Origin of the sequence: Agrobacterium tumefaciens (assembly GCA_025559845.1) — a bacterium.
Taxonomy (GTDB): domain Bacteria; phylum Pseudomonadota; class Alphaproteobacteria; order Rhizobiales; family Rhizobiaceae; genus Agrobacterium.
On the sequence record CP048469.1, the window covers coordinates 1984409 to 2009440 of the forward strand.

Genomic DNA, 25032 nt, shown 5'->3' on the forward strand with positions numbered 1-25032 from the left:
GATCAACCTACCACTTCCAGGCCCATGGCGCGGGCAGAGCCCTCAACCATTGCCATTGCGCCTTCGATATCGGCGGCGTTCAGATCCTTCATCTTGGCTTCGGCGATCGTCTTGACCTGAGCCTTGGTGATGGAACCAGCCTTCGCGCCCTTGCCCGGAGTCTTCGAACCGGACTGGATCTTTGCTTCCTTCTTGAGGAAGTAAGTCACCGGAGGCTGCTTCATCACGAATGTGAAGGACTTGTCCTGGTAGTAGGTGATGACGACCGGAATCGGCATACCCTTTTCCATTTCCTGCGTGGCGGCATTGAACGCCTTGCAGAATTCCATGATGTTAATACCACGCTGACCAAGCGCAGGACCGATCGGCGGGGACGGGTTTGCCGATCCTGCCTTCACCTGCAGCTTGAGCTGGCCTGCAACTTTCTTAGCCATTTCTCTCTGCCTTTCAATTCGAACCAGTCACCCGGCTCATCTAATGCCGAAATATCCGGCGGCTGCGGTTGCGTGGTGCGGCGCCCTGCCCCGGCTTAAAGAGCCAGATTGCCTTCCACGCGGTTTGGAGCTTACCGCCCCAGCACTCAGACCTTTTCGACCTGAGCGTATTCCAGCTCGACCGGCGTAGCGCGGCCGAAAATCGAAACTTCCACCTTCAGGCGCGAACGCTCTTCATCGACATCCTGAACAACGCCGTTGAACGACGCGAACGGACCATCGGAGACGCGAACCTGCTCGCCGATCTCGAACGAAACCGAAGACTTCGGACGCTCGACACCTTCCTGAACCTGACCAAGGATACGCTCGGCCTCATAGTCCGGGATCGGAACAGGCTTGCTGTCCGAACCAAGGAAACCGGTAACCTTCGGCGTGTTCTTGATGAGGTGATACGCCTCATCCGTCAGGTTAGCGCGGACAAGCACGTAACCCGGGAAAAACTTGCGTTCGCTATCGACCTTGCGACCACGACGCACCTCGACGACCTTTTCGGTCGGCACGAGAATCTTTTCGAAAAGGTGATCAAGACCCTTCTGACGAGCCTTTTCTTCGATCGACTCAGCGACCTTCTTTTCGAAATTCGAATATGCGTGAACGATATACCAGCGCGCTGCCATCTTTACTCTCCGTTCAATCCGTTACCGGCCGACGTTCAGCACAAGGCTGAGAACCCAGCCGATGAGCTGGTCGGCAGCAAAGAAGAACAGCGCCGCGAAAATAACCATCACCAGCACCATTGCCGTGGAAATCATGGTCTCGCGGCGCGACGGCCATGTGATCTTCGACGCTTCGGCGCGAACCTGCTGCAGAAACGTAAACGGATTGGTTTTAGATGCCATTGACTGCCCACGCAATTACGGCGCGTAAAGCCGAACTAATCAGCCCCACGCACCGCGTGTCTGTTTTGACCCTACATAAACATCGATTCCCCTTTTAACAAGAGGAAATCGACATTCCGCGAAATTCACCGGATAACCGGCACCCCATCCGCCATGCAGCGAAGTTGCGCGCTTGCGATTGAGGAAGTGGCAGGGGCAGAGGGGCTCGAACCCCCGACCTGCGGTTTTGGAGACCGCCGCTCTACCAACTGAGCTATACCCCTTTAGTTCCGAATCCGGCTGCGCAATTCGCTTGGCCAATTCGGTATGGCGCTCCTTTAAGGTGATGCGGAAAGAATGGCAAGTGCGTTTTTCTTTTTTTCACACCAGCGCACGAAATACATCATATTGTCTCCCTCCCCTGAGACGATCTAGGGTCACCCTCAAACCCCGCAAGCGGTAGCCTTTCATGGAACACCTATGAGCATCTATCTGATCCGCCACGGCCAGACAGAATTCAATGCGGTCCAACGCTGGCAAGGCCAGGTCGATTCGCCGCTGACAGAACTGGGCCGCGCGCAAGCGCTCCGCATGGGACAGAAACTGGCTGAGCTCACCCGCAAGGACCAACTCCACGTTTTCTGCAGCCCACTGGGACGTGCGCGACAGACCTGCGAGATCGTTGTGCGCGAACTTGGCATGATTGACGGCGTGACTCTCGATCCTGGCCTGATGGAAATCAGCATGGGCGCCTGGGACGGCATGACGGACTACGAGATCGATCAGGAATATCCGGGCGCCCGTGACGGCCATGACCGCTACGAATGGTTCTTTCATGCCCCGGGCGGCGAAACATTCGATCGGATGCGCTCCCGCATCGCACACAGCCTGGAGGGCATCAGGAGAAGACAGGCGCGTGACGCCCTCATCATTTGTCACGGCATCACCAGCCGCCTGTTACGGGGCGTCTATGCCGACATGCCGAAAGATCAGGCTCTGCGTCTCGACGTACCGCAGGACGCGTTTTTTCGTCTCAACGAAGGCGCAATCGAACGGATCGACTGCTAAGCCTTGAGGCACCCGCACCTCAGCCTGAGAGAAACGCAGACAACAAAAAACCCCGTTGTTTCCAGCGGGGTTTTCTCAAATCCCTTGCGGGAAATGATTACTCGATGATCGAGGCAACGATGCCGGCGCCGACGGTACGGCCGCCTTCACGGATAGCGAAGCGCAGCTTTTCTTCCATCGCGATCGGAACGATCAGCTCAACTTCAACCGTGACGTTGTCGCCAGGCATAACCATTTCCGTGCCTTCTGGAAGCGAAACGATACCGGTAACGTCAGTCGTACGGAAGTAGAACTGCGGACGGTAGTTCGTGAAGAACGGCGTATGACGGCCGCCTTCTTCCTTCGTCAGGATGTAGGCTTCAGCCATGAACTTCTTGTGCGGCTTGACAGAGCCCGGCTTGCACAGGATCTGACCACGCTCAACGCCATCGCGCTGTACGCCGCGAACCAGTGCACCGATGTTGTCGCCAGCCTGGCCCTGATCGAGCAGCTTGCGGAACATTTCAACGCCGGTAACAGTCGTCTTCGACGTCGCGCGGATGCCGACGATCTCAACTTCTTCACCAACCTTGACGATACCACGCTCAACGCGGCCCGTAACAACCGTACCACGACCAGAGATCGAGAACACGTCTTCGATCGGCATCAGGAACGGCTGGTCGATCGGACGCTCAGGCGTCGGGATGTACGCGTCAACTTCTTCCATCAGCTTGCGGATTGCGTTCTCGCCGATTTCCTTGTTGGAATCTTCGAGAGCGGCAAGTGCAGAACCCTTGACGATCGGAATGTCGTCGCCCGGGAAGTCGTAGGACGACAGCAGTTCGCGAACTTCAAGCTCGACGAGCTCGAGAAGTTCAGCGTCGTCAACCTGGTCAACCTTGTTGAGGAACACGACGATCGCCGGAACGCCAACCTGACGAGCAAGCAGGATGTGCTCGCGGGTCTGCGGCATCGGGCCGTCAGCAGCCGAGCAAACCAGGATCGCGCCGTCCATCTGGGCAGCACCGGTGATCATGTTCTTCACGTAGTCGGCGTGGCCGGGGCAGTCAACGTGGGCGTAGTGACGGTTAGCCGTCTCGTACTCAACGTGCGCCGTCGAAATCGTGATACCACGCGCCTTTTCTTCAGGAGCTGCGTCGATCTGGTCGTACGCCTTGAACTCGCCGAAGAACTTCGTGATTGCTGCCGTCAGCGACGTCTTGCCATGGTCAACGTGACCGATCGTGCCAATGTTGACGTGCGGCTTATTGCGCTCAAACTTGCTCTTTGCCATGTGAATTTTCTTCCTGTGAACATGAAGTAGTTTCCCCGGCGAACCGGTTTGGTGTCGCCGTTTAAGGCTTTGTAAGCGAATGCGCAAGACTTAATTGTTAAAGCGCCCTCGCACGCGCATGAAGCGCGGCATTGAAGCCCTCATATGGGGCCGCCGCCGCGAAAGTCAAACCCAATTGGGCAACCCGGTGTGCCAACCCCGCGTTGAATCAGCGCGTGTTTGTCATGCCCGTTGAACGCACGTCGGCGATAACGAACTCTTTACCGTTGATAACGAACTCTTTACCACGGCACAGTTCTTGGCTTATGGAAGCGAATACGTCCGGGGAGAGACGCCAACCGCCTTGTACCGAACGACATCACGACCGGCCGCGTCCTGCGGCCAGCGCTTTTATATCCGTTTCAGGGCATCCACATGGAAATCTTCACCGCTGCCGGGTTTACGGCATTTCTACAGGTCATCGCGATCGATCTCGTTCTGGCGGGGGACAACGCCATCGTCATCGGCCTCGCCGCTGCCGGTCTCCCGGCCCACCTGCGCCGCAAGGCAATCCTCGTCGGCATCATCGCAGCGACGGTGCTGCGCATCGGCTTTGCAGCCATCACCGTCCAACTTCTGTCTGTGGTCGGCCTGCAGCTCTTCGGCGGCCTGCTCCTGGCCTGGGTCTGCTGGAAAATGTGGGCAGAACTCCGCGAACAGAACGGCTCGATGGAAGATGAGGTAACCGACGAAGAAGCTGACCTTACCAAAGGCCACAAGACATTCTTCCAGGCGGCAATCCAGATTGTCATCGCCGATGTATCGATGTCGCTGGACAACGTTTTGGCTGTTGCCGGCGCGGCTCAGGAACACGTCACCGTTCTGGTAATCGGCCTCATCGTTTCTATCGCTCTGATGGGTCTTGCCGCAAACTTCGTCGCGAAGCTGCTGCACCGCTACCGCTGGATTTCCTACCTTGGCCTGATGGTCATCATCTACGTGGCGCTAAACATGCTCTATCACGGCACACTTGAAGTCGTGCCGCACATCCAGCCTTATTTCGGCTGATCACACCGGAAACTCACGCAAAACAAAGGCCCGAAAACGCGATGTTTCCGGGCCTTTTTTGTTGCCTGCGTGGCGACGTGAATCACGCTTGCGTTGCGCTGCAACATTTTACTGCAATCGGAAAATCACCAATTTTCGTCCGTCCGTTTTGATAGTTGAGGTCAGCCCCGGGCAAGCATAGGGAACTAAATATCAGGTTAAGAAAAACAAGAAGAAAGGCATAACGAACAATGGCTTATGACTGGGGTGGAGGCCGTACGCGCCGTCTTCGCTGGATGAAGCTCGGTTGCGTCGGAAGCTCGCTTGTCCTCGTTACCCTGCTGGTGATGTTCTTTCTCCATTAGGACACGCCAACTGGATTTTTTGACATTGACCGGCGGTGCGAGATGGGCCTTAAACCCATATCATGCCGCCGGTTTCATTTGGGCGACGCATGTGTGGCTCAGGGTTTGATCGCTGTGCAATGCACCGGCTTTTTCATCTCGGCATCCGCCATCAGATCGTAAAGATCGGCTTCATCGCCCTTTGACCACCAGATATAGACACCCCCCTGATATTTCGCACCCGAAGCAGCCATGACGTTCGAGGCGACAATGATTCTGTCTGCAAATGCGATTCGCACGAGACTGATATCTCCGGCATTCAGATAGGTCGCCCCCACCTTCTCCTGCCCACACTGATAAGCCGATTCTGTTTTTTCAACGCTCATCGTTTCGGGCAACGAAATAATAATGTCCTCCGCCATGACGCTGGTGACAACGAGTGGAGACAGCATTGTCGTGATGAGAGCAATTGCAGCGGATCTTTTCATGACATGTCCTTCCCTTACCTGCGCACATAAACGCATCTTATAAGGGCGGGAATCAGGCGGACTGGCATCAGGTGAACAGCCAGTACCCGCCACCCAGAATGAAAGCCCACATCACCAGGGAAATGGCCAGCACGACGAGATAATTTCTAAGTCGCTTTGTCATTCGCATCCATTCGCTCGGCAGTGCACAACACATGCAATATGCCGCTTGGCCGGTGAAAGCGGCACTGCCGCCCATTCAAGTCCTGTATCAAGAGGGAAAAAAGCAAACTATTCGTATATTTTACCCGATGGAATGCGCAGTTGCACCATCGGAACCAACGAATCGCCCGGAACAAGGCAAAAAGCCGGCAAATGATGTCGATCGCCAGACATCCCGCTACGAGCTAAAGCAAATAAGAAGGATGGAAAAAGCCGCAGCTCATGAGCCAATCAAGCTCACAACGGGTGAATGCTATGCCGTGAAGAGATTGGAGCGGGAAACGGGACTAGAACCAAGCCCATAACTCTTTGATTAAAAAAGAGTTTCCGCGTATTCCCTATCAGGAATGGACACGATTATGGACTTATTCTTTCGCGATGGCAAGTGTTGTGCCAACTTTTTTTCTACCGCAGGCTGCTGACGCTCATCAACATCTGGAGCATCGCACGGCCACCTCGATCCCCAACCATGGAGAAGCCCCTCCGTTCCAGGTGGTGGCTCGGCTGACACGCAGAGAGGAAAGACGTGCCTGCCGTTGAGGAACTGTCATCCAATCCCGCGCGGCGTCGTTCGTGGCCATGCTGCCGGTCTGCCTGCTGTGGGGCGCGGCGCACACCAGCGGTTTGATCGTCAGCCAGATGTGAATGACCTCGGCGGCACCGGATGAGCCAGAGTTCGCCACCAGCCTCTATGTTCCGGCGGCCAACCTCGGTGTGGTGCTCAGGGCCGCGGTCAGGGGCGGTTTCATCGAAGCAATAAGGATGCAGGGAACGGTGTGGAGCGGCTGGTTGTTTGCGGCGTTGGCGATGGCCGCCGTGCTAGCCAGAAAGCCGTGGCGCTCAAACCTCCATGGATAAATGGAGGGATGAGAATGTCAGGATTCCCAAGGTGCCTGCCGCCACTGTTCGGCAAGAAACTCCACGAATGCGCTGACCCGGCGAGGGACGGGAGCACGTTGCACGCGCACCGCCTGGATCGGCACCGCAGGTTCGGCCCAGTCGGGGAGCACGCGCACCAGATCGCCGCTGCGCAGTTCTTCGGCCACGTCCCAAGTCTCGCGCAGCGAAATTCCCAACCCGGCCCGACTCCAGTTCCGCAGCGCATCCCCGTTGTCGCTGCGCAGATCGCCTGCCACTTCGACGTTCTCAGTTCTGCCGCTCCGCCCCGCATGCTTGAGTGTCCAGCGGTTCTGGCGCAGGCCCGGATAGGCGAACAACAGGCATTGGTGCCGCGGCAGTTCGCGCGGGTGCGCGGGAATGCCCATGCGCCGCAGGTAGGCCGGGGCCGCCACCAGTATGCGCCGGCTTTCGGCCAGCCGCCGACTGATGAGGCGCGAATCGGCCAGCCGGCCGACGCGCACGGCCAGGTCGAGATCGCTGTCGTAGAGATCGACAACGTGATCGCTCAGTTGCAGATCGAACCCCAGTTGGGGATGGTGTTCGCGGAACGCGGCGATCGCCGGCGCCAGGTAGCGCGCTCCCAATGGAACCGGCGCCGTCACGCGCAGCGTGCCCGTCAGCGTCTGCACGCCTTCCCTGGCGACATCGGCAGCTTCATCCAGCAGCGCCAACGCGGGACGGGCGCGCTCGGCGACGGCCCGGCCTTCATCGGTGATGCGCAGTTGCCGCGTGCTGCGCTCGAACAGCCGCGCGCCCAACGCCTGTTCCAGACGTGCGATCTGCTTGCTCACCGTGGCCGGCGCCAGGTCCAGGGCGCGGGCGGCGGCAGAGAAGCCGCCGCAGTCCACGACCTTCAGGAACACCATCAGATCATCCAGGTTGCGTATCGTCATTTATTCCGATCCATCACAGATGTTTCTCCAATCTACTCCTTTTTGGAAGCATGTGACATCCCCAGAATGAGGGCTGGATCACTGCGTTCGTCACGCCATCAGGCGACGAACCCCACCCTGGAGTCGCCACATGCCCGTTGCCATCTATGTTTTCACCCTTTGCGCCTTCGCCATCGGCTTCACCGAGTTCATCAGCATCGGTCTGGCGGCGTCCCTGGCCGACAGCCTGCAAGCGAGTGCCGCGCAAGTGGGGCTGGCGGTCACGCTGTATGCCGCCGGCGTGGTGATCGGTGCGCCGATCTTGACCGCGCTGGCGTCGGGGTGGTCACGCAAGCGCCTGCTGCTGGTCGCCATGCTCGCCTTCACCGCCGGCAACGTGCTGGCGGCGCTGTCCACCGCTCTACCGCTGCTGTTGGCGGCACGTCTGCTATCGGGTCTGGCGCATGGGGTGTTCTTCGCTGTGGCATCCAGCGTGGCGACGCGGCTGGTAGCGCCAGAGCGAGCGGGTGCGGCGCTGTCGCTGGTGTTCGGCGGCGTGACTGTGGCGATGGCGCTGGGCGTGCCGGCGGGTACCTGGCTTGGCAGCGCGCTGCCCTGGCAATGGATCTTCGCGCTGATCGCGCTTTGTGGACTGGCGGGCGCGCTGGGCGTGGCCCGTTGGATGCCTGCGGGCGCGGGCGACATCGCCAGCAGTGGCCCAGGCTGGCGCCAGTTACCAGTCCTGTTCGACCGCCGCCTGCTGGCGGGGGCCAGCCTGCCGCTGCTGTCCTATACCGGCTCCTTCGCCCTCTACACCTTCATAACACCCTTGCTGCTGCAGGTGACGCATACCGACATCCGTGGTGCGAGCGCGATCCTGCTGGCCTATGGCATCGGCGCGGCGATCGGCAATGTAGTGGGCGGACGGATGACCGATCGCATCGGCATGGATCGCGCCTCGCTCTGGCTGCTGGCGGGCATCGCCGCCGTGCTGGCGCTGATCGGCTTGGCGCAGGGCAGCTTCGCGTTTATGGTGATCCTGGTCATGGCGCTGGGCCTGACCACCTACGGCGCCATTCCGCCGCTGCAATCGCGCATCCTGGGATTGGCACGCCGCCATCGGCCGCAGGCGCTGGACGTGGCTTCCGGGCTGAACATCGCGGCCTTCAATGCCGGCGTGGTCGTCGGGTCGATACTGGGGGCAGCCAGCCTGGAGCATTGGGGCCTGACCAGCTTGGCTTGGGTCGGGCTGGCCGTGGCGCTGCTGGCATTGCTGACACTGGGCTGGCAGCGGCGTTTGCCGTCCATGCGTTTCGCCGCGTCCGTGGCAGGCGAGTGAGGGGCGCTGACATGGCTTTGCATCCCGAAATTCGCGCCTTTCTCGACACGCGCCGCCAGACCGATCCCGGCATCGACTACGGCCGGATTGGCGCGGCGGAACTGCGCGCCGGGTTCGCCATCCCGGCCAGCCCGGCCCCGCCGGGGACTGAATCGCTGCGGATCGAGGGCTGCCGCATCCCCACCCGTGCAGGCGGCATCCGGGCGCGCGTGTATGCACCGCCGGTTGGCGAACCTCAGCCGGTCACGGTGTTCTTCCACGGCGGCGGCTTCTGCATCGGCGACCTGGAGACGACCGACAGCCTTTGTCGCAGCCTGGCCATTCATTCGCGCAGCATCGTGGTTTCGGTGGACTATCGGCTCGCTCCCGAGGCGCCGTTCCCTGCCGGTGTGGAAGATGCGCAGGACAGCGTGGCATGGGTAGCCCGGCACCCCGCATCCTTCGGTGGCGACGCCACGCGCCTGGCGGTGGCCGGGAACAGTTCCGGCGGCAACTTCGCGGCGGTCGTGGCGCAGTGGGCGCGCGATGAGCGGATCGACTTGCGCCATCAGCTCCTGCTGTTTCCCGTCACCGATATCAGCCGTGAGTCGGCGTCCTATGCTGCGTTCGCCGAGGGCTACTTCATGACGGCGGACATGATGCGCTGGTTCCGGCGGCACTACCTGCCTGCGGCCGGCCTGGCGATTGATCCGCGCGCATCTCCGCTGCTGCAGGGTGATCTGGCCGGGGTCGCGCCAGCGACGATCTTCACTGCCGAATACGACGTGCTGCGCGACGAAGGCGAAGCCTACGGGGACGCGCTGCGGCGGGCGAGCGTGCCGGCCCACTACAAACGCTGGAATGGGCAAATCCACGACTTCACGCTGATGGCCGAGCACATCACCGATGCGGACACGGCATTGCGGGAAGCGGGAGAAGCCCTGCGTCTGGCACTGCACGCACGATAGCCGACATAGGACGCTGCGATGGAATTGCGCCACCTTCGCTGCCGCTGCTTCCTCGCTGTCGCCGAAGAACTGCACTTCGCCCGCGCGGCCGAGCGGCTGTACATCGAGCAGTCGCCCCTGTCCCGCGCCGTCAAGGCACTGGAAGAGGAACTGGGTGTGGTGCTGCTTGCCCGCACCACGCGCAGCACGCGACTGGCCCCTGCGGGCAATCTGCTCCTCGATCTTGTCCGTCGTCTCTTCGCAGGCTTGCAGCAGGCTCGCGAGAGCGTGAAGGTGACAGCCAGGGGTTTCACGGTCAGTTGCGCATTGCGCTATCCGACGGCATCACGCCATCCCGCCTGCTGGCGCTATACCGACAGCAAGAACTCGAAGTCGAAATCCTCCTGACTGAAGTGCCGCTGTCGCAGCAGATCATGGATCTGCGTAACGACCTGTACGACGTGAGTTTTGCCTGCGCCGGTGAGGTGGTTGACGGCATATTGCCTCACCCATTTGGACTGATCCACTGATGGTGGTCCGTGCCGGCGCGACCTCCCTTGCTCGCCCACAAGCGCATCCCGCTGGTGCTGTGCACCCGATGGCGTGCGAAGGCCATGCCCGGCAGGTGGATCGCCTACTGCGCCTGGATGCCGAACCATCGGAGACGCTGGCGCGCTTCATCGAGCCGTGCAGGCTATCGCGTCGCTAGAGGCCGTCAGACCGGGTGATGTCTCCCGCTTCCCTAGCCCTCGCGATCTTAGCGGAACAGACCGTTCGCGCTACGCTCATATAACCAGTCCCGGCTTTGTACAAGCCAGGCAGAACGACAGCCCCTTTTCGCCTCATGGGCGACGCTGCTGATCGCAGCGCAGGGCTCGCACGAAGCACTCTGTCTGCACGAGCTATTTCTGATCGCGAATACCACACCAGTGTTCGGCCGGCGGTCGGCACATGAACCTGCGCCACGTGGCAACTGTGGTCAACTGTCGTACCTTCGTGAGGCAGGCCGATTCGTTGGTCCTATGCGCAGGCATGAGGAACAGTCGGGCGTCAATGATGGAAGCATCCAAACATGGGAAACCTTCTCAGCATGGTGGCTTTTCCGGTTCGTTTTCAAGCTCGAATTGCAGCGTTCTGTCCGCTGTCGGAGAACCATTCCAACAACCAAAGGAAGACACACCATGAGGATACGCCACCTGCACTATTTCTTGATCGTCGCCGAAGAGCAGAGCTTTGCTCGCGCCGCAGCCAGGGTCCATATCGAACCCTCGCCACTGTCCCGAGCCATCCAGGAGCTGGAGAACCAGCTTGGCGTCAGGCTTCTCCACCGCGCCAAGGGGCGGATACGGCTGACCTGGCCAGGCGAGGTGTTCCGAGAAGAAGCACGACGCATGCTTTCTTTCATGGACAACGCGAAGTCTCGCGTTCACTCAGCCTCGCAGGGCTACCGCGGTCGGCTGCGTATCGGCCTTGCCGATAGTCTTGCTCAGCCACGGCTCACGCAATTGCTCGCACGCTGCAGAGAAGAGGAACCTCGCACCGAAGTTCGGATCTCCGAAATGACCGTCAACGAAATGCTCCAGGCCCTCCGCCATGATCAGATCGATGTCGGTTTCACGGTGGACGGCGAAGCTACTGATGGATACGTCAAGGAGATGGTCTGGGCCGAGCGCCCCGCGATCGCCATCCCCACCCACCATCCGTTGCTTGCCTTCGACAAGATCCCTCTGGCCGAAGCTCTCCGCTATCCACTGATCCTTTGCCACCCGGAGCGGTGCGCGGGCGGCCATAATGTCATTCGTCGCTGGTTCCATGATGGCGCATTGCCCTCACCCTCCGTTGCCGAGTATGTTTCAGGGCATGAGCCGATGATAATGCTCGTCGCCGCAGGCTATGGCATCGGGATCGGCCTGGAGTCGCAGGTCGCGCTCTACAGCCATCCCGATGTCATCATCAGACAGGTCGTGGACGAGGTTCCCAACACGGCGACGTTCGTTGTGGTGCCGGAGAAGCCGGCCTCCCTAGAGCTGGAGCGCTTCATAAAGCGAGCGCAGGAAATCGGCAAAACCTCGGCCGGCTGACGCTTATGTCGGCACCGTAACGCATGGCATCGTCATCGGCGCCATGCTTTTTTTGTCGGCTAAACGACCAAAAAAGTCGCTCTCATCCTCAGCAACGCGCAGTCCATCTTGCTGCTCGATGACATAAGCCGCGTGATTCTGGCAAGCGAGGCAAAGCAGCCACATGTCAATGCCTGTTAGCAGAATTCGGCGGACTTTTTTGGTCGCCCGAACGACGAAAACCGACACCACCAATCTGCACATTGAATAGGCAGAGGGGTATCGGCTGTTCCTGCGCTTTATCAAGTCGATTTAATTCCGAATATTGGCATTTGCAAGGATCGAGTTGACAGCGATGAGTTCTGAAACGGCACCAGGTTGATTGCAACCCATGAATGCGGTGGTCAGCACGATCCTATTGATTGATGTGTTCTGTCGGTGACGCTCTTCTAATGCGGTTCAGACCCAAGAAGATCCACCGAGCATCAAGGAGTGACCATCATGTTTCAACAGAATCCCGCTCCGGCACCGGAGCGGCGCATACTGCGCCGTGCAGAAGTTGAGGCAAAGACGGGCTTCAAACGCGCCCATATCTACAGCCTCATGAAAGAGGGCAAGTTTCCCAAGGCCATGCGACTTGGCGTTCGCGCCGTTGGCTGGGACTCGGCCGAGATCGACCAATGGATCACCGACCGCCTTAAAGAGCGCGTCTGACCCTGCTCCCCATTTCCTTCACGAAGAGGAGCACGTCATGCAGGTGATTTCCGTCATCTCTACCAAAGGCGGCGTTGGCAAAACGACGATCGCCGCAAACCTCGGTGGCTTCATCGCCGACGCCGGACTGCGCGTGCTGCTTCTCGATCTCGACATACAGCCCACGCTCTCGTCGTACTATGAACTGGCTGACCGCGCACCTGGTGGCGTCTATGAGCTGCTGGCGTTCAACGAGCGCGACATTTCGCAGTTGGCTTCGCGCACGGCTGTCGAGCGCCTGGACATCGTTCTGTCCAACGACCAGCACCGGCAATTGAACACGCTGCTGTTGCATGCCCCTGATGGCCGGTTGAGGCTGCGAAACCTCTTGCCGGCGTTCGAGCCGCACTACGACCTGGTTTTGATCGACACCCAAGGTTCCCGCAGCGTGCTGCTCGAAATGGCGGTGCTGGCATCCGGGGCTGCGGTTTCGCCGGTCACGCCCGAAATCCTTGCTGCTCGCGAAATGCGGCGCGGCACCCTTCAACTCATTCAGGACATCGCTCCTTATCGCCATCTCGGTATAGAGCCGCCGCCCTTGCAGTTGCTGATCAACCGGGTGCCCGCCGTGTCATCCAATGCCCGCCTGATCCGGCAGACGCTGCGGATGATCTTCCGTGAGCAGACAGGCGTCCAGGTACTTGAGACCGAAGTCCCAGCGATAGAAGCATTTCCGCGCGCGGCAACGCAGAGCCTGCCGGTTCACCGGGTCGAACACCGGCGTCCGACAGGCAGGATCGCTCCAGCCGCACTCGACATCATCCGCGCCCTGGCTACCGAGTTATGCCCGCAATGGCGTGAGCGTTTCGGCCTGGTCACTGGCAAGATCGGGAGGAGGCATTCTCATGTCGAACGCCCATGAGCTTGCACGAGGCCACAAGCAGCTCCTGCCTCTGATTGAATTTGCACTGAGCGAAGGCTGGGCCGTTTCTCGCACGTCGGGCGGTCACCTCAAATTCATCAAGCCGGGATTGCCGCCGATATTCACGAGTTCGACAGCCAGCGATCACCGCGCCGGGCGCAACGCCCGCGCAATGTTGCGCCGCGCGAACCGCCAGAACGCCGAAGCCCGTCCTGATGGAAAGGAGACCGGCCATGGCTGATATCTCCGAACAGGAAATGGCGGCGAAGCTGATGAGCGATGGCTTCGGCCGCACTGGCCCGGTGGCCGGCGCACTGACCGATCCGGTCGCGGATACCCCGATGGTCGTAACGCTTGATGAGTTGCGTCCGTACGAGCTTGATCCGCGCCTTACCCGCAACCCGCTCTATGACGAAATCAAGGCTTCGATCCGCGAGCGCGGTTTGGACGCACCACCGCCGATCACACGGAGGCCTGGTTCAGCCCACTACATCATTCGCAATGGAGGCAACACCCGGCTGGCCATACTGCGTGAGTTGTGGACCGAGACCAAGGATGAACGCTTCTTCCGTATCGGTTGCCTGTTCCGCCCCTGGCCTGAGCGCGGCGAGATTGTCGCCCTGACCGGCCACCTCGCAGAGAACGAATTGCATGGCAGTCTTTCGTTCATCGAGCGCGCGCTTGGCGTCGAAAAAGTTCGTGAACTCTACGAGCAGGAAGATGGCAAGTCGCTGTCGCAATCGGAGCTTGCCCGGCGTCTCAAAGCCGACGGCTATCCTGTTCCACAGCCCCATATCAGTCGCATGCAGGAGGCCATCCAATACCTGCTGCCAGTCATCCCGAACGTCCTCTACGGAGGGCTGGGCCGCCATCAGGTCGAGCAACTGACCGGCTTGCGCCGGGCCGGCGCCAGGATCTGGGAGGCACGCGCCGCGACCAAAGAGGTGGATGTTGATTTCGCCACGCTGTTCCAGGACGTTCTTGCCATCTTCGATGGGTCGCCCGGCAACTTCAACATCCAGCGCGTTCAGGACGAACTGATCGGCCAGATGGCCGACCTGCTCGGTGTGCTGTATGACACGCTCGCTCTCGAAATCGTCGACTCCGAGAAGCGCTGGCAAGTTTTGACCAGTGAACCCGCCGCGGCACCACCGGCCACGCCTGCCGTGGCGACATTACCGCAGGCCTCGCCTGCGCAACTTTCCCCGCCCACACCCTCGACGCCACCGCAGCGTGAGACGCCAGTCGCGGCATCAGAGTCCAGCTTGCAGACGAAGCCTTCCCCGGTGCAGCCTCCCGCATCTGACGATCAGCCGGACGATGAAAGCCAGCGGTCTGCGCTGCTTCAGGAGCACATTGTCTCGCCTGCTCCAACGACCGATCGCCTCCAATCGATCCAGCGCCTGATTGCCGACCACACTGGAGAGGCGCACAACGACTTCGAAAGCAACGTCCTTCAGGCTATCCCCGTGCAGGTCGGCGGCCTGTATCCGATCTCGGATGTATGGCACATCGATCCCGGTCTGGACGAACCCGACCGTTTGCGTACGCATATTGCGCAGTTCGCACTGGAAATTGCCAGTGAAGCTGGCGTGGCAGACCATATCGTCCCGTCCGATGACGGCATCGGCTTCTCATGCGCGACCGATATCGAGCGCATGGGCTCGGCCGGCGCAATGGCGCTCCCCGGTGCAACCCTGACGCTGCTGCACGTCCTGAGCGCGCCTTATCTGTCGGCCAGCGCCGCCCCTGCGCGTATCGACACTTCGCGATTGGCAGGAGATTTGGCCGTCCTGCTGCTGGGGATGGCACAGCGGGCTACCCCCTCTCGGGGCCAGTCCCATGTTCTGACCGACAACGGCCTGGTGAAACTGTTCCGGCTGGTTCGGCTCTCGCGTCGACTGCTGGAGATTGAGGCAGGCACCATGGATGGCGATAGCGCCATGCCTGGGTCATGAGGGGAGGCGCCATGTCGAATCCCCATCCTCTCAATCAGGCAGTGATCGCGCAGGCGCTCCACGATTTGCGTAACGGTCAGTTGCGCCGCGCCAAGTCCATGGGATTTGAGGACGCGGATCTCGATGCACTCAAACATCCCGCATTGGCCAGCGCGCTGGCCAATGCCCTGGTTTCCTGGTGCTGCGTAACGGTCAATCGAGATGTCGTGCAACGACTGCTGCATCAGGCCGAGGACGTGACCCAGGAGGTGGTCAGGATCGACCGGTTGCTGCGCCTGGGCGCCAGTACGGAACTCATCAGCAAGTTCTTCGGCCTGACCCACCAGGAGATCGCCCTGCGCCGCGATATCATTGGCCTGCCGAAACGCAAGGGGCGCCACCCTGTCCTGACAGAAGAGCAGGATTGCGATCTATGGAACCGCTGGTCGGAAACCGTCAAGGAGCGCGGTGTGGCGCTGACCGACGAAACGGCGATGCTCGACATTGCCGCAGACCTTGCCGAAAGCATGAATCTGCCCATCTCAGTCATCTGGAGCGCCATCGGCAGGTGGATCGATGAAGGGCTGGTTTGAGCATGGACCGCTCACGCCGATCAAGCGGTCCCGTATCGCTGGGCGACCTTTTCGATCAGGCGCTTCAGCGAATGCAGGTTCACCAACCGCAGCCCGCACCGGACCAACCAGCCCCATCTCGCCAGACTGACGGTTTCATTTTCAGCGGCAATCGCCATGACTCCGTGCCTCGCGCCTTGCTCACGGACAATCGCCTGACGCCGCTGGAACGCAACGCCTGGCAAGTGTTCCGGTTGTTGCTCAACGACGATGGAATCACGGCTCTCCCGACCTACGACCAGCTCGCTCCCTGGCTGGCCTCGATGCCATGCGCCACCCGAGCCTCGCATGAAACGGTCGCCCGCGCGCTGACCCTGCTACGCCTCACACGCTGGATCAGTCTGGTACGGCGGCGGCGCGACCCCAGGACCGGGCGCATCCAGGGCAACCTCTATGTGCTGCACGACGAACCTCTCACGCCGTACGAAGCCATTCAGCTCGATGCCGATTATCTGGGGCTGGTCAGCCAGTCGCTGGACCATGCCAGCAAATCCATCCAGCGCGTCGGCGTCCACACGCTCAAGGAAATGATCGACGACCCTCTGCTCAGCGGCAGGGAACTGCCGAGCCGGCTGCAGGTGATATCGCGGCGTCTGGCCGCGCAAGGGTGGACTGAACCAGCGACTTATCCACAGCCTGGGGATAATCACGATTCCGAAGACGGGGAAGACGGCCTTCTTCGGAATCGTGACGCACCTTCTTCGGAATCCGAAGTGGGCGAAAAACCCCGGAAAACCGGCTCACTTCGGAATCCGAAGACCGATAGTACAGTACGTAAAGAAAAAGAAATAAAAGAAGTACGTACAGTACCGCGCGGGTTGGGCATGCTTCGCCTTCCCGAGCGCTTCATGTCGCTCAAGGCAGAACAGCAATCGGGCGCATTGGCCGCGTTGCAGCCGGTTGATCCCGACCTGCATCAGGCTGTTCTCGATGAGTGGGATGCCCGCTGCCGAGCGAGCACCGTGCGCAATCCTGCCGGCTACCTGTTTGGCATTATCCAGAAAGCGATGCGCGGTGAGTTCCGCGCCTGGGCTGGACAGAGGACGCCGCCCGATAAATCAGCCACACCGCCCCAGGAACCACGGCAACCCGTAGATCCGGAAGTCGCTCAGGCTCATATTGCCCGGCTGCGCTCGATGCTTCGCTTGTCGTAGAGCTTGCCTCTATCGACGAATAGTCGTGGCCATGTCAGGCCATTTCACCGCCGTCGACCATGACGAGAGAGTCCACCCAGTTCCATAGTCGCCTATACCCCGGGTATAGCGAAACATGAAGCCTTCCAGCCAGGGGGCATCAAGCGCTTATCGTGGATGACGGGCTGAGCGTCCAGCGAGAGCCATGGACGCCTATACCCTGGGTATAGCGCAACACACAGCCTTCCAGCCATTGCATCCAGGTCTTTGCCCTGGCTGACGAGGCTGAAAGTCCACTGAGAGCCGTGGACGCCTATACCCCGGGTATAGCGCAACACCCAGCCTTCCGGTCCTGGATAGCCATGCGCCAGCCCAACAGGGAATTCGAGTGTCCACCGAAATCCATGGGCGCCTATACCACTGGTATAGAAGAACAGCCTGCCTTCCCGATCCGGGTAGATTTCGTGAACCCTGCGCCCACGAATAGGTTCCCGGTTCCGATACCGCGCCAGCCGTGCCGCCGCCTGCTCACAAACAGGCGCTGCTCCGGTGCGGTTTGATGACTGACGGCCTTCCGGCCAATGGCGATGCTGACCTCTCGTTTCAACACCGGGAGTCGTCAACATGGCCAACGAAACAGAATCTCTGCAATTGAACCTGGGGTCCCTGCGCAGCGCGATGTCGCTGACGCTGCACACCCATCATGCCTCGCGCATCTGGCACGGGCGTACACCATCCGAAGGCAAGCCCGGCATCATCGGCCTCAACGGCTTTGTCGCCATCATGAACAAGCTCAAGCGCGGCGCCGAGCAGGACGATCCCTATTCGGACTGGTGGATGCTGCGCATCGAAGACAAGCTCAGCACAACCAAGGAGCAGCTTCAAACCCTGCGCGAGCAGGTGGACCAGGCGCTCGCCGACATCCCGCAGGCGCTCAGCCTTGGCGAAAACCTCAATGTCCAGCCAGTCAAGCTTCCACTGTTCGTTTCCTCGCAGCTCGGCTTCATGGCCGTGTACCTCCTGGCCGACTATGACGATCTTGCCCGGCGTTTGATCCTGGCGCATCACACGGCCCTGATCGACCGCAGCACGCTCGAACGCTGGCTGGGCGAAGGCGCGCATTCCCTGCGCAGCCTGTTCAGCCTGGCGCAGCAATACCGCTACTCCGGTACGAAGCGCGACGACTTCGCAGCCAACAACGCCGCAGCGCGTGCGGCCGTGGAGAAGTATGGCGAGCTGCCGCAGGACGTGCTCGAAGGCGAACGCCGCTCCCGCTTCGCGCCGCCGCTTATCCGGCGTTCGCCACTGGCCTCGGCGACCGCCCGGTCCGGAACATCGGCTGTCGTGCCGGCCAGTGACGCCGACCAGACTGCGCCAGCCGATTCCGACGACGAAGCCGAGGGTGAAGCATCCGCGTCTTCGGACGAAGAGGATGCATCAGCATGAACGCGCCAAGCCGCTTCGAAGCGCTGGAACAGCCTGACTTCCAGAAGCTGGAACACGCAGCCTACCTAAAAGGCCTTTTAAGACCCTTTAAAGGTAATGGGGAGCTTGCGACCTGGGCCAGCCAGTGCGAAGCGCTGCGGGACGACCTGATTGGACTGGCGCAGCGCAAGGTGCTGGCGCAGGCCCGCAGCCATCCCTTCAACCTGTTGCCCGTTCAACTGGCGCAACAGACCACTGGCGCAGGCACGACATTTCTTCGCTGGCGCAACCTCGACCGTTCCAGCATGGGCGTGGCGCTGTGGGAAGGACTGATTGCCAGCCCCGCCACACCGATCGGCCTGATCGACGACCTCCTTGCGCTGGAACAGCAGCGCATCGTGCTGAACATGCAGATCAGCCTGTGCCACACCATTGCCCGGCAGGGTTTGGAGTGCGCCAGCAAGGTGGCGTCGGCGCAGACAGCTCACCAACGCCGGGCCGCCGGCGGAACCGGTACTGGTCCATCGAATGGCGGGCCATCATCATGAGCAGGCCTGGCGCTAATGCGCAGCCCCGGTTAAACCGCACCCGCGCGGGCGACTGGCGCGAGATGTTGCGATGGATAAGCCTCGATGGCATGCGGGTGCAAGGCTTCCCACGGCGGTCATTTCGCGGTGTTCTCGGACATCCTCGTTACGCCCTGCATTATCGCCGGCTCGCGAGTTGGCGACTCCGTACTCGATCCTCTCATGGGCAGCGGCAAGACCGCCGTGGCAGCGCTCTGTCTGCGGCGGTATTTCATCGGCTGCGAATTGAACCGGTCGTTCATCGACCTGCAGCACCTGCACTGATGCCAATCGGTCAGGCATTTCCAACCAGCAAGGAGTTTCCACTATGAGCACGCATTTCTATGGCGAAGGCAACATCGGTTCTGCGCCAGAATACCGGGAGTTTCCGAACGGGAATGATGAACCGCGCAGGCTGCTGCGCCTGAACGTCTATTTTGACAACCCTGTTCCGACCAAGGACGGGTTCGAAGATCGCGGCGGCTTCTGGGCTCCCGTGGAAATCTGGCACCGCGACGCCGAGCACTGGGCCACGTTGTACCAGAAAGGTATGCGCGTACTGGTCGAGGGGCGCACTGTTCGTGACGAATGGGAGGACGCCGAAGAGAACGAACGCGTGACCTTCAAGGTTGAAGCCCGGCGCATCGGCATTCTGCCGTATCGCGTTGAAGCGGTCGTTCTGAGCGCGAAGCCCGCATCTGCCGACTCTGCCGAAGGCCAGTAACCTTCACTCGTGGCGACACCCGGCGAGTGGATGGCTCACCATTGCTCGCCGGGATGTGTCAGCCGGAATTTTGTCCGTTGTTGCATTGAGGGTCTACCTATGCGACTGCCATTCGAACTTGATCCGCAGATCATCCACCACATCATCTACAGCCAGGCCGGTTCCATCGGCAAAGCCATCATCGAATTGCTGATGAACTCGGTCGATGCGAAGGCCAGCACCGTGTTTCTTTCTCTGAGCCGCACGGGCTTCACCTGCAGCGACGACGGCCGGGGCTTTGTCAGCAGGGAGGACGTCGTTCACTACTTCGGTCGTTTCGGTACTCCGCACGACGAAGGCGATGCGACCTACGGGCGGTTCCGACTCGGACGTGGCCAGATCATGGCCCATGCAACGACAGTCTGGCGTTCCAGCGCCTGGATGATGACCGTCGACACTCGTGCCATGGGCTATCACTATGATCTCGACGAAATCCGGGATGCAGTGCAGGGATGCTCGATCTCCGGGAACTGGTACGAGGCGCTGAGCGATGCCGAACTGATGTCCGCCGTTCAGGAGATTCGGGATCTGGTGCGTTACACGCCCATCAGCGTCGAGCTGAATGGTCACAGGATTGCCCGCGATCCTCGCACCGAGCATTGGGATGCTGAGGACGAATTCGCGTGGTATCGCGTGAAAGCGGATGGGTCCGTCTCCATCTATAACCAGGGTGTACTCGTGCGGCACGACCCCGCTCACATGTGGGGCGCCGGTGGCCTTGTCGTTTCCAAGAAGGCAATTGCTCTGAACGTCTCCCGCACAGAGATCCTGCGCAAGACTTGTCCGGTGTGGAAGTCGATCGCCAGTCAGTTCGGCCGGTTGGCTGACCAGATGGCTTCCCGGCTTGGCGACCATCGCAAAACCGAGGCTCGCCGCGAGAAATCCGCGCGGGCGCTGCTCTCATGCGATACGAATATCATTCAGATTTATTCCAGGGAGGAAGTCGTCACGCTTCTGCCTGGCAAGAGGCACGTATCACTGGAGGATTTTCTGCGCAAATGCCGGTATAGCCACAACAAGAGGCAGGATGGTCGGTTCGCTGTTGTTGAGAACGCCTTCGACGTGCCGAAGGGTGAAGCAATCGCCCGTGAAGGTATAGCCTTGATTGTGCATCCCGGCACACTCGATCGCTTCGGCTGCTACAACGCGCAGGATTTTGTCGACTGCATTGTTCGCATCAATGCCAATCTGCGTCATGACGTCGAGCAGAACAACACGCAATTCTGGGGTTTGAACAGTCTCTACGTGCCTGATCTCGTCGCGTTCTCAACCCTGCGGGATGCCTTCATCGAGCGGACCCGCATCGTGATCGAGAAAGACGTGCTCGATCGCGAAACGCGGCGTGCCTGGGTCGCCCTGCGCTGGTGTCTGCACCACTACGCAGCCTTATGTACTGGCGGCCGCCCTACGTATGGCGGCCAGGTGCGTGGCGGGAAATCACTTCACATCTTTCTCGGCGAGTCCAACAGAGCCGAGGCATGGACGGACGGCAGTAGCTATATTGCAATCCATCTCACCATCGCGCAACGTCTCAAATCCTACCCAATCCAAACTGCGGCTTACATCTTTACCCTCGTCGAGCATGAGATCTCTCATGAAGGGGACAGCCTCGATTGCGGCCATGACGAAGCGTTCTATCAGCGATTCCACGACATGGCCTTGCGTCATATCGAACAGCGTCAACGCTACATGCACATGTGGCTGATGAAATACACCGTGAGCATGGAGAACGAGGGCAAACGGCCGCGCGGTGAGGCCTGGCGTGAACGCTATCTGGTTGATCGGGCAGGTAGCGGTCGCACAAAGCGCGGCCTTGCTCCAGCGATCGAAGATGTGCGCGATGATCCCGTGGTCCTCAGCGTTGTTCCCGACGAGAACGAAAAGATCATCAACTACCAGAACATGCTTTTCGTCAACGCTGGCATTTGCCCTGCACCGCCTGACTGGCCTGATGTCCTGGCGCGTGCTCAAGCCGACCAGAACCTTATCGCGGAAGATCGTCGTGCCGCTTCTGAACAGCGCGCTGCTGAGCTGGACCAGGCCGATGAGGACGATGCCGCCTGGTGGGCTGAGATCGAGGCCGAGATTGCCGTGCGTCAACGCTTCGCAACGCTGTTCGATGTACCACTGGCGGAGGTACACGTCGAAGCGCTGTGCTATCTGATGCGCGAGGACCTGAACGACAAACAGCTCCATGCCATGTGGATGGACAAGCCCTGGGAGGCTGACGATGCCCCTCCTTCCGGTCACGGCGAATTTGGCGACTACTGGGATGCAGACGTCGATCCGGGCGATGCAGGTTCAGGTGGCTCGCCTACCGAATCGAAAGCGCACTTCTCCGTAGACCTACAGCCTCTGATTCAACCCGGCGAGACCACATGGACGCTGGAGCGTAATGCCGCGGCTGCAGGGTTCTTTCACGTCGATGATTACCTGAAGTGGCGTGCCGGGACTGATACCTGAACCAGACACGCCGTGAGTCGGTTTGCTTCTCACCTGCTGATAAATCACCCGAGGCTGGTTTAATCAGCTTGCCATTTGAAGGCGGCTGTAGCAGCTAACAGTCGCCCTTGATGCGCCAATGCTGCCTGTCATCTGACGCAGCCTGCACCAGCAGGTGCTTCAGCCGGACATATCTCCGGTCTAAGTCTGCCGGGTTCCGCTGAGTTCCACGCGCGCACGGATGGCGAAGCCTCAGTACATCGTTCTTTTCCGACGACCGTTACTCACTGCCGCAACGATGCTCCCGGCGTGCAAAAAGCCGGTCAGCATGGAGTCCACCTTGTTTGCTGCCCGCCGCTGATCCCATCGGCATGCTGGTGTTCATTCGACGATCACCATGCAATTTCCGGGGAGGCCGCATGCGACTGTATCTGTGCGAGAAGCCTTCGCAAGGAAAGGACATCGCCCGAGTGCTGGGCGCCAGGCAGCGTGGTAACGGCTGCTACAACGGACCCGGTATCGTCGTGACCTGGTGCATCGGCCATCTGGTCGAAGCGGCGCCACCGGAAGCTTACGGGGAGCAGTACAAGCGCTGGTCCATCGAACAGCTTCCGATTCTTCCAGAGCGCTGGCGCAACGAGGTCAAGTCCTCGACCGCCACGCAATTCAAAGCGGTCAAACAGCTGATCGGACAAGCCACCGAACTGGTGATTGCAACCGACGCGGACCGTGAGGGCGAGATGATCGCCCGCGAGATCATCGACCTGTGCGGCTACCGTGGCTCCATTCAGCGGCTCTGGTTGTCGGCGCTCAACGATGCGTCCATCCGTAAGGCGCTGGATGCTCTGAAACCGTCGAGCGAGACATTGCCGATGTACTACTCGGCGCTCGCCCGTTCGCGTGCGGACTGGCTGATCGGCATGAACCTCAGCCGCTTGTTTACCGTACTCGGTCGGCAGGCCGGCTACCAGGGTGTGCTGTCGGTCGGCCGTGTGCAGACCCCGACGCTGAAGCTGGTTGTCGACCGCGATCGCGAGATCGCACGTTTTGTTTCCGTGCCGTTCTGGGCTGTCGATGTTCAGTTGTCCCATTCGGGCCAGTCATTCTCCGCCAGTTGGGTGCCACCCCAAGGTGCCAGCGATGAGGCTGGAAGATGCCTGCAACAATCCGTGGCATTGCATGCGGCAGATCAGATACGCGATGGCCGCGAGGCGCTGGTGCAATCGGTGGAAACCGAGCGCGTGCGCGAAGCACCGCCACTACCGTTCGATCTCGGCACGCTGCAGGAAACGTGCTCCAGGCAGTTCGGCCTCGACGTCCAGGAAACGCTGGACATTGCCCAGGCCTTGTACGAGACGCACAAGGCGACGACCTATCCGCGCAGCGACTCTGGCTATCTGCCGGAAAGCATGTTTGCCGAAGTGCCGGCAGTGCTCGACGCCATTGTTGCCACCGATCCCAGCCTGCGCCCGTTGATCGACCGGCTCGACCGAAATCAGCGTTCACGCGCCTGGAACGACGCGAAGGTGACGGCGCACCACGGCATTATCCCGACGCTGGAGCCCAGCAATCTGTCGGCCATGTCGGAGAAGGAACGGGCGGTGTATGGATTGATCCGTGCGCACTTCATTGCGCAGTTCATGCCCCACCACGAGTTCGACCGGACGGTCGCGCGATTGTCGGCGAACGGCCAATCGCTGCAGGCGAACGGCAAACAGGTGATCGTTCCGGGCTGGCGGCTCGCGCTGATCAACAGCGAACCGGAGACACAAGACGGCAAGGACGACGAACCCGCTCAGCGGAGCCAGATCCTGCCGCCTCTGAGCAACGGCACCCGCTGCGGTGTCGAGCAGGTCGAGTTGAAGGCGCTGAAAACGATGCCGCCCAAGCCCTATACCCAGGGCGAATTGATCAAGGCCATGAAAGGCGTCGCCAAACTGGTGACCGACCCGCGGCTGAAGCAGAAACTCAAGGAGACGACGGGCATCGGCACCGAAGCCACGCGCGCCAGCATCATCAACGGCTTGCTCGGCCGGAGCTATCTGGTCAAGAAAGGCCGTTCCATTCGCGCTTCGGATGCCGCTTTCACGCTCATTGACGCTGTACCGTCCGCCATTGCCGATCCGGGTACGACTGCCGTGTGGGAGCAGGCCCTGGACATGATTGAAGCTGGCCAGCTGACGCTGGACACGTTCATCGAAAAACAATCCATCTGGATCACGCAGTTGGTCCGGCAATACGGAAGTACCAGCTTGTCCATCAAGGTTCCCGAGGGGCCGGCCTGTCCTGTGTGCGGCGCCGCGACCCGGCAGCGCACCGGCAAGACCGGCGTCTTCTGGTCATGTAGCCGTTACCCAGACTGCAAGGGCACCGTGGCGATCGAATCGTCCGGTGGCAAGCGTCCGGCCGCCCGCAAGCGTCGCGCGCCCCGCAAGACTTCCTGACGTCAGACACGTCCTGCCCATACCGCGATTTCCAGCGGTGGTCAGGCATTGCCCCGCCAACGGCGGGGTATCCCGAGCATGTCTCCGCCTTCTGCAAAGGCATGTTCCCCTCCAGCGGTTCGTGTCGCCGGGAGGGATGAAGGTGTTTTCCTGCCCGGTTGCGTAAGCGCAGCCTGTTGATCAGCGATTTCTGCGTCCGATCCGAAGGGTCTCCTGGCGCCTCGCATGCGAGGCGCCAGGAGACCCTTCGGGGACGACGGTGTTCG

Annotated in this window: 24 protein-coding genes, 1 tRNA gene and 3 pseudogenes; 20 read left to right on the forward strand and 8 right to left on the reverse strand. The window is 60.4% G+C overall.

Annotation, left to right across the window (positions count from 1 at the left end; translation table 11 throughout):
* Positions 1 to 2: 2 nt before the first annotated feature.
* The 4 genes from rplK to FY156_10170 all read right to left on the reverse strand — a co-directional run bounded on the left by rplK (position 3) and on the right by FY156_10170 (position 1596).
* The gene (rplK, locus tag FY156_10155; protein ID UXS01807.1) at positions 3 to 434 is read right to left on the reverse strand and encodes a 50S ribosomal protein L11; all 432 of its coding nucleotides are present in this window, start codon (positions 432 to 434) and stop codon (positions 3 to 5) included.
* 146 nt (positions 435 to 580) lie between these two features.
* Complete coding sequence (nusG, locus tag FY156_10160) at positions 581 to 1111, reverse strand: transcription termination/antitermination protein NusG (protein UXS01808.1); 531 nt, start codon at positions 1109 to 1111, stop codon at positions 581 to 583.
* A 21-nt stretch (positions 1112 to 1132) separates the two neighbouring features.
* The gene (gene secE, locus FY156_10165; GenBank protein UXS01809.1) at positions 1133 to 1333 is read right to left on the reverse strand and encodes a preprotein translocase subunit SecE; all 201 of its coding nucleotides are present in this window, start codon (positions 1331 to 1333) and stop codon (positions 1133 to 1135) included.
* A 187-nt stretch (positions 1334 to 1520) separates the two neighbouring features.
* Positions 1521 to 1596: transfer RNA gene (locus tag FY156_10170), tRNA-Trp, on the reverse strand.
* Positions 1597 to 1792: 196 nt separating this feature from the next.
* Between FY156_10170 and FY156_10175 the strand changes: the two genes are divergently transcribed.
* Positions 1793 to 2380, forward strand: coding sequence for a histidine phosphatase family protein (locus tag FY156_10175; protein ID UXS01810.1), 588 nt, complete (start codon positions 1793 to 1795; stop codon positions 2378 to 2380).
* A gap of 97 nt (positions 2381 to 2477) precedes the next feature.
* Here the strand turns inward: FY156_10175 and tuf are convergent, their stop codons facing one another.
* On the reverse strand, positions 2478 to 3653 hold the full coding sequence (gene tuf / locus FY156_10180; protein ID UXS01811.1) for an elongation factor Tu: 1176 nt from the start codon (positions 3651 to 3653) through the stop codon (positions 2478 to 2480).
* 414 nt (positions 3654 to 4067) lie between these two features.
* On the opposite strand from tuf, the gene FY156_10185 reads away from it, so the two are divergent.
* Positions 4068 to 4700, forward strand: a complete 633-nt coding sequence (locus tag FY156_10185; protein UXS01812.1) for a TerC family protein — start codon at positions 4068 to 4070, stop codon at positions 4698 to 4700.
* 442 nt (positions 4701 to 5142) lie between these two features.
* Here the strand turns inward: FY156_10185 and FY156_10190 are convergent, their stop codons facing one another.
* Positions 5143 to 5511 carry a hypothetical protein gene (locus FY156_10190; GenBank protein UXS01813.1) on the reverse strand — a complete coding sequence of 123 codons (369 nt, stop codon included), beginning with the start codon at positions 5509 to 5511 and terminating at the stop codon, positions 5143 to 5145.
* Between the two features lie 194 nt (positions 5512 to 5705).
* Here FY156_10190 and FY156_10195 point away from each other — a divergent pair, with 194 nt between their 5' ends.
* Both FY156_10195 and FY156_10200 read left to right on the forward strand, forming a co-directional pair.
* Positions 5706 to 6017, forward strand: coding sequence for a hypothetical protein (locus FY156_10195; GenBank protein ID UXS01814.1), 312 nt, complete (start codon positions 5706 to 5708; stop codon positions 6015 to 6017).
* 262 nt (positions 6018 to 6279) lie between these two features.
* Positions 6280 to 6570: pseudogene (locus FY156_10200) on the forward strand (MFS transporter).
* A 17-nt stretch (positions 6571 to 6587) separates the two neighbouring features.
* On the opposite strand, the gene FY156_10205 reads toward FY156_10200, so the two are convergent.
* Entirely contained in the window at positions 6588 to 7505 is a 918-nt protein-coding gene (locus FY156_10205) for a LysR family transcriptional regulator (GenBank protein ID UXS01815.1), read from the reverse strand.
* A gap of 130 nt (positions 7506 to 7635) precedes the next feature.
* Here FY156_10205 and FY156_10210 point away from each other — a divergent pair, with 130 nt between their 5' ends.
* The 4 genes and pseudogenes from FY156_10210 to FY156_10225 all read left to right on the forward strand — a co-directional run bounded on the left by FY156_10210 (position 7636) and on the right by FY156_10225 (position 11830).
* Positions 7636 to 8823: an MFS transporter gene (locus FY156_10210; protein UXS01816.1), complete on the forward strand. Its 1188-nt coding sequence runs from the start codon at positions 7636 to 7638 to the stop codon at positions 8821 to 8823.
* A 176-nt stretch (positions 8824 to 8999) separates the two neighbouring features.
* The gene (locus FY156_10215; protein UXS03107.1) at positions 9000 to 9770 is read left to right on the forward strand and encodes an alpha/beta hydrolase; all 771 of its coding nucleotides are present in this window, start codon (positions 9000 to 9002) and stop codon (positions 9768 to 9770) included.
* Between the two features lie 18 nt (positions 9771 to 9788).
* A pseudogene (locus FY156_10220) lies at positions 9789 to 10458 on the forward strand (LysR family transcriptional regulator).
* 472 nt (positions 10459 to 10930) lie between these two features.
* Positions 10931 to 11830, forward strand: coding sequence for a LysR family transcriptional regulator (locus tag FY156_10225; protein UXS01817.1), 900 nt, complete (start codon positions 10931 to 10933; stop codon positions 11828 to 11830).
* A gap of 3 nt (positions 11831 to 11833) precedes the next feature.
* Here FY156_10225 and FY156_10230 read toward each other — a convergent pair whose 3' ends face one another.
* Positions 11834 to 12058 carry a hypothetical protein gene (locus FY156_10230; GenBank protein UXS01818.1) on the reverse strand — a complete coding sequence of 75 codons (225 nt, stop codon included), beginning with the start codon at positions 12056 to 12058 and terminating at the stop codon, positions 11834 to 11836.
* Between the two features lie 252 nt (positions 12059 to 12310).
* Here FY156_10230 and FY156_10235 point away from each other — a divergent pair, with 252 nt between their 5' ends.
* The 12 genes and pseudogenes from FY156_10235 (at position 12311) to FY156_10290 (ending at position 24766) form a co-directional block, all read left to right on the forward strand.
* The gene (locus FY156_10235; GenBank protein ID UXS01819.1) at positions 12311 to 12523 is read left to right on the forward strand and encodes an AlpA family phage regulatory protein; all 213 of its coding nucleotides are present in this window, start codon (positions 12311 to 12313) and stop codon (positions 12521 to 12523) included.
* 37 nt (positions 12524 to 12560) lie between these two features.
* The gene (locus FY156_10240) at positions 12561 to 13424 is read left to right on the forward strand and encodes a ParA family protein (protein UXS01820.1); all 864 of its coding nucleotides are present in this window, start codon (positions 12561 to 12563) and stop codon (positions 13422 to 13424) included.
* Positions 13408 to 13665, forward strand: a complete 258-nt coding sequence (locus FY156_10245; GenBank protein ID UXS01821.1) for a type II toxin-antitoxin system HicA family toxin — start codon at positions 13408 to 13410, stop codon at positions 13663 to 13665. The genes FY156_10240 and FY156_10245 overlap by 17 nt, the downstream gene beginning before the upstream one ends.
* Entirely contained in the window at positions 13658 to 15382 is a 1725-nt protein-coding gene (locus tag FY156_10250; GenBank protein ID UXS01822.1) for a hypothetical protein, read from the forward strand. The genes FY156_10245 and FY156_10250 overlap by 8 nt, the downstream gene beginning before the upstream one ends.
* An 11-nt stretch (positions 15383 to 15393) precedes the next feature.
* Positions 15394 to 15954, forward strand: coding sequence for a DUF2857 domain-containing protein (locus FY156_10255; protein ID UXS01823.1), 561 nt, complete (start codon positions 15394 to 15396; stop codon positions 15952 to 15954).
* A 2-nt stretch (positions 15955 to 15956) separates the two neighbouring features.
* Positions 15957 to 17147 (forward strand): hypothetical protein, encoded by a 1191-nt coding sequence (locus tag FY156_10260; GenBank protein UXS01824.1) that lies wholly within the window; start codon positions 15957 to 15959, stop codon positions 17145 to 17147.
* A gap of 603 nt (positions 17148 to 17750) precedes the next feature.
* Positions 17751 to 18572 (forward strand): TIGR03761 family integrating conjugative element protein, encoded by an 822-nt coding sequence (locus tag FY156_10265; protein ID UXS01825.1) that lies wholly within the window; start codon positions 17751 to 17753, stop codon positions 18570 to 18572.
* On the forward strand, positions 18569 to 19099 hold the full coding sequence (locus FY156_10270) for a DUF3158 family protein (protein UXS01826.1): 531 nt from the start codon (positions 18569 to 18571) through the stop codon (positions 19097 to 19099). The genes FY156_10265 and FY156_10270 overlap by 4 nt, the downstream gene beginning before the upstream one ends.
* Before the next feature lie 111 nt (positions 19100 to 19210).
* Positions 19211 to 19402, forward strand: a pseudogene (locus tag FY156_10275) (site-specific DNA-methyltransferase).
* A 43-nt stretch (positions 19403 to 19445) separates the two neighbouring features.
* Positions 19446 to 19841 carry a single-stranded DNA-binding protein gene (locus tag FY156_10280; GenBank protein UXS01827.1) on the forward strand — a complete coding sequence of 132 codons (396 nt, stop codon included), beginning with the start codon at positions 19446 to 19448 and terminating at the stop codon, positions 19839 to 19841.
* A gap of 99 nt (positions 19842 to 19940) precedes the next feature.
* The gene (locus FY156_10285) at positions 19941 to 22343 is read left to right on the forward strand and encodes an ATP-binding protein (protein UXS01828.1); all 2403 of its coding nucleotides are present in this window, start codon (positions 19941 to 19943) and stop codon (positions 22341 to 22343) included.
* 398 nt (positions 22344 to 22741) lie between these two features.
* Complete coding sequence (locus FY156_10290; GenBank protein ID UXS01829.1) at positions 22742 to 24766, forward strand: DNA topoisomerase III; 2025 nt, start codon at positions 22742 to 22744, stop codon at positions 24764 to 24766.
* The last annotated feature ends 266 nt before the right edge of the window (positions 24767 to 25032 follow it).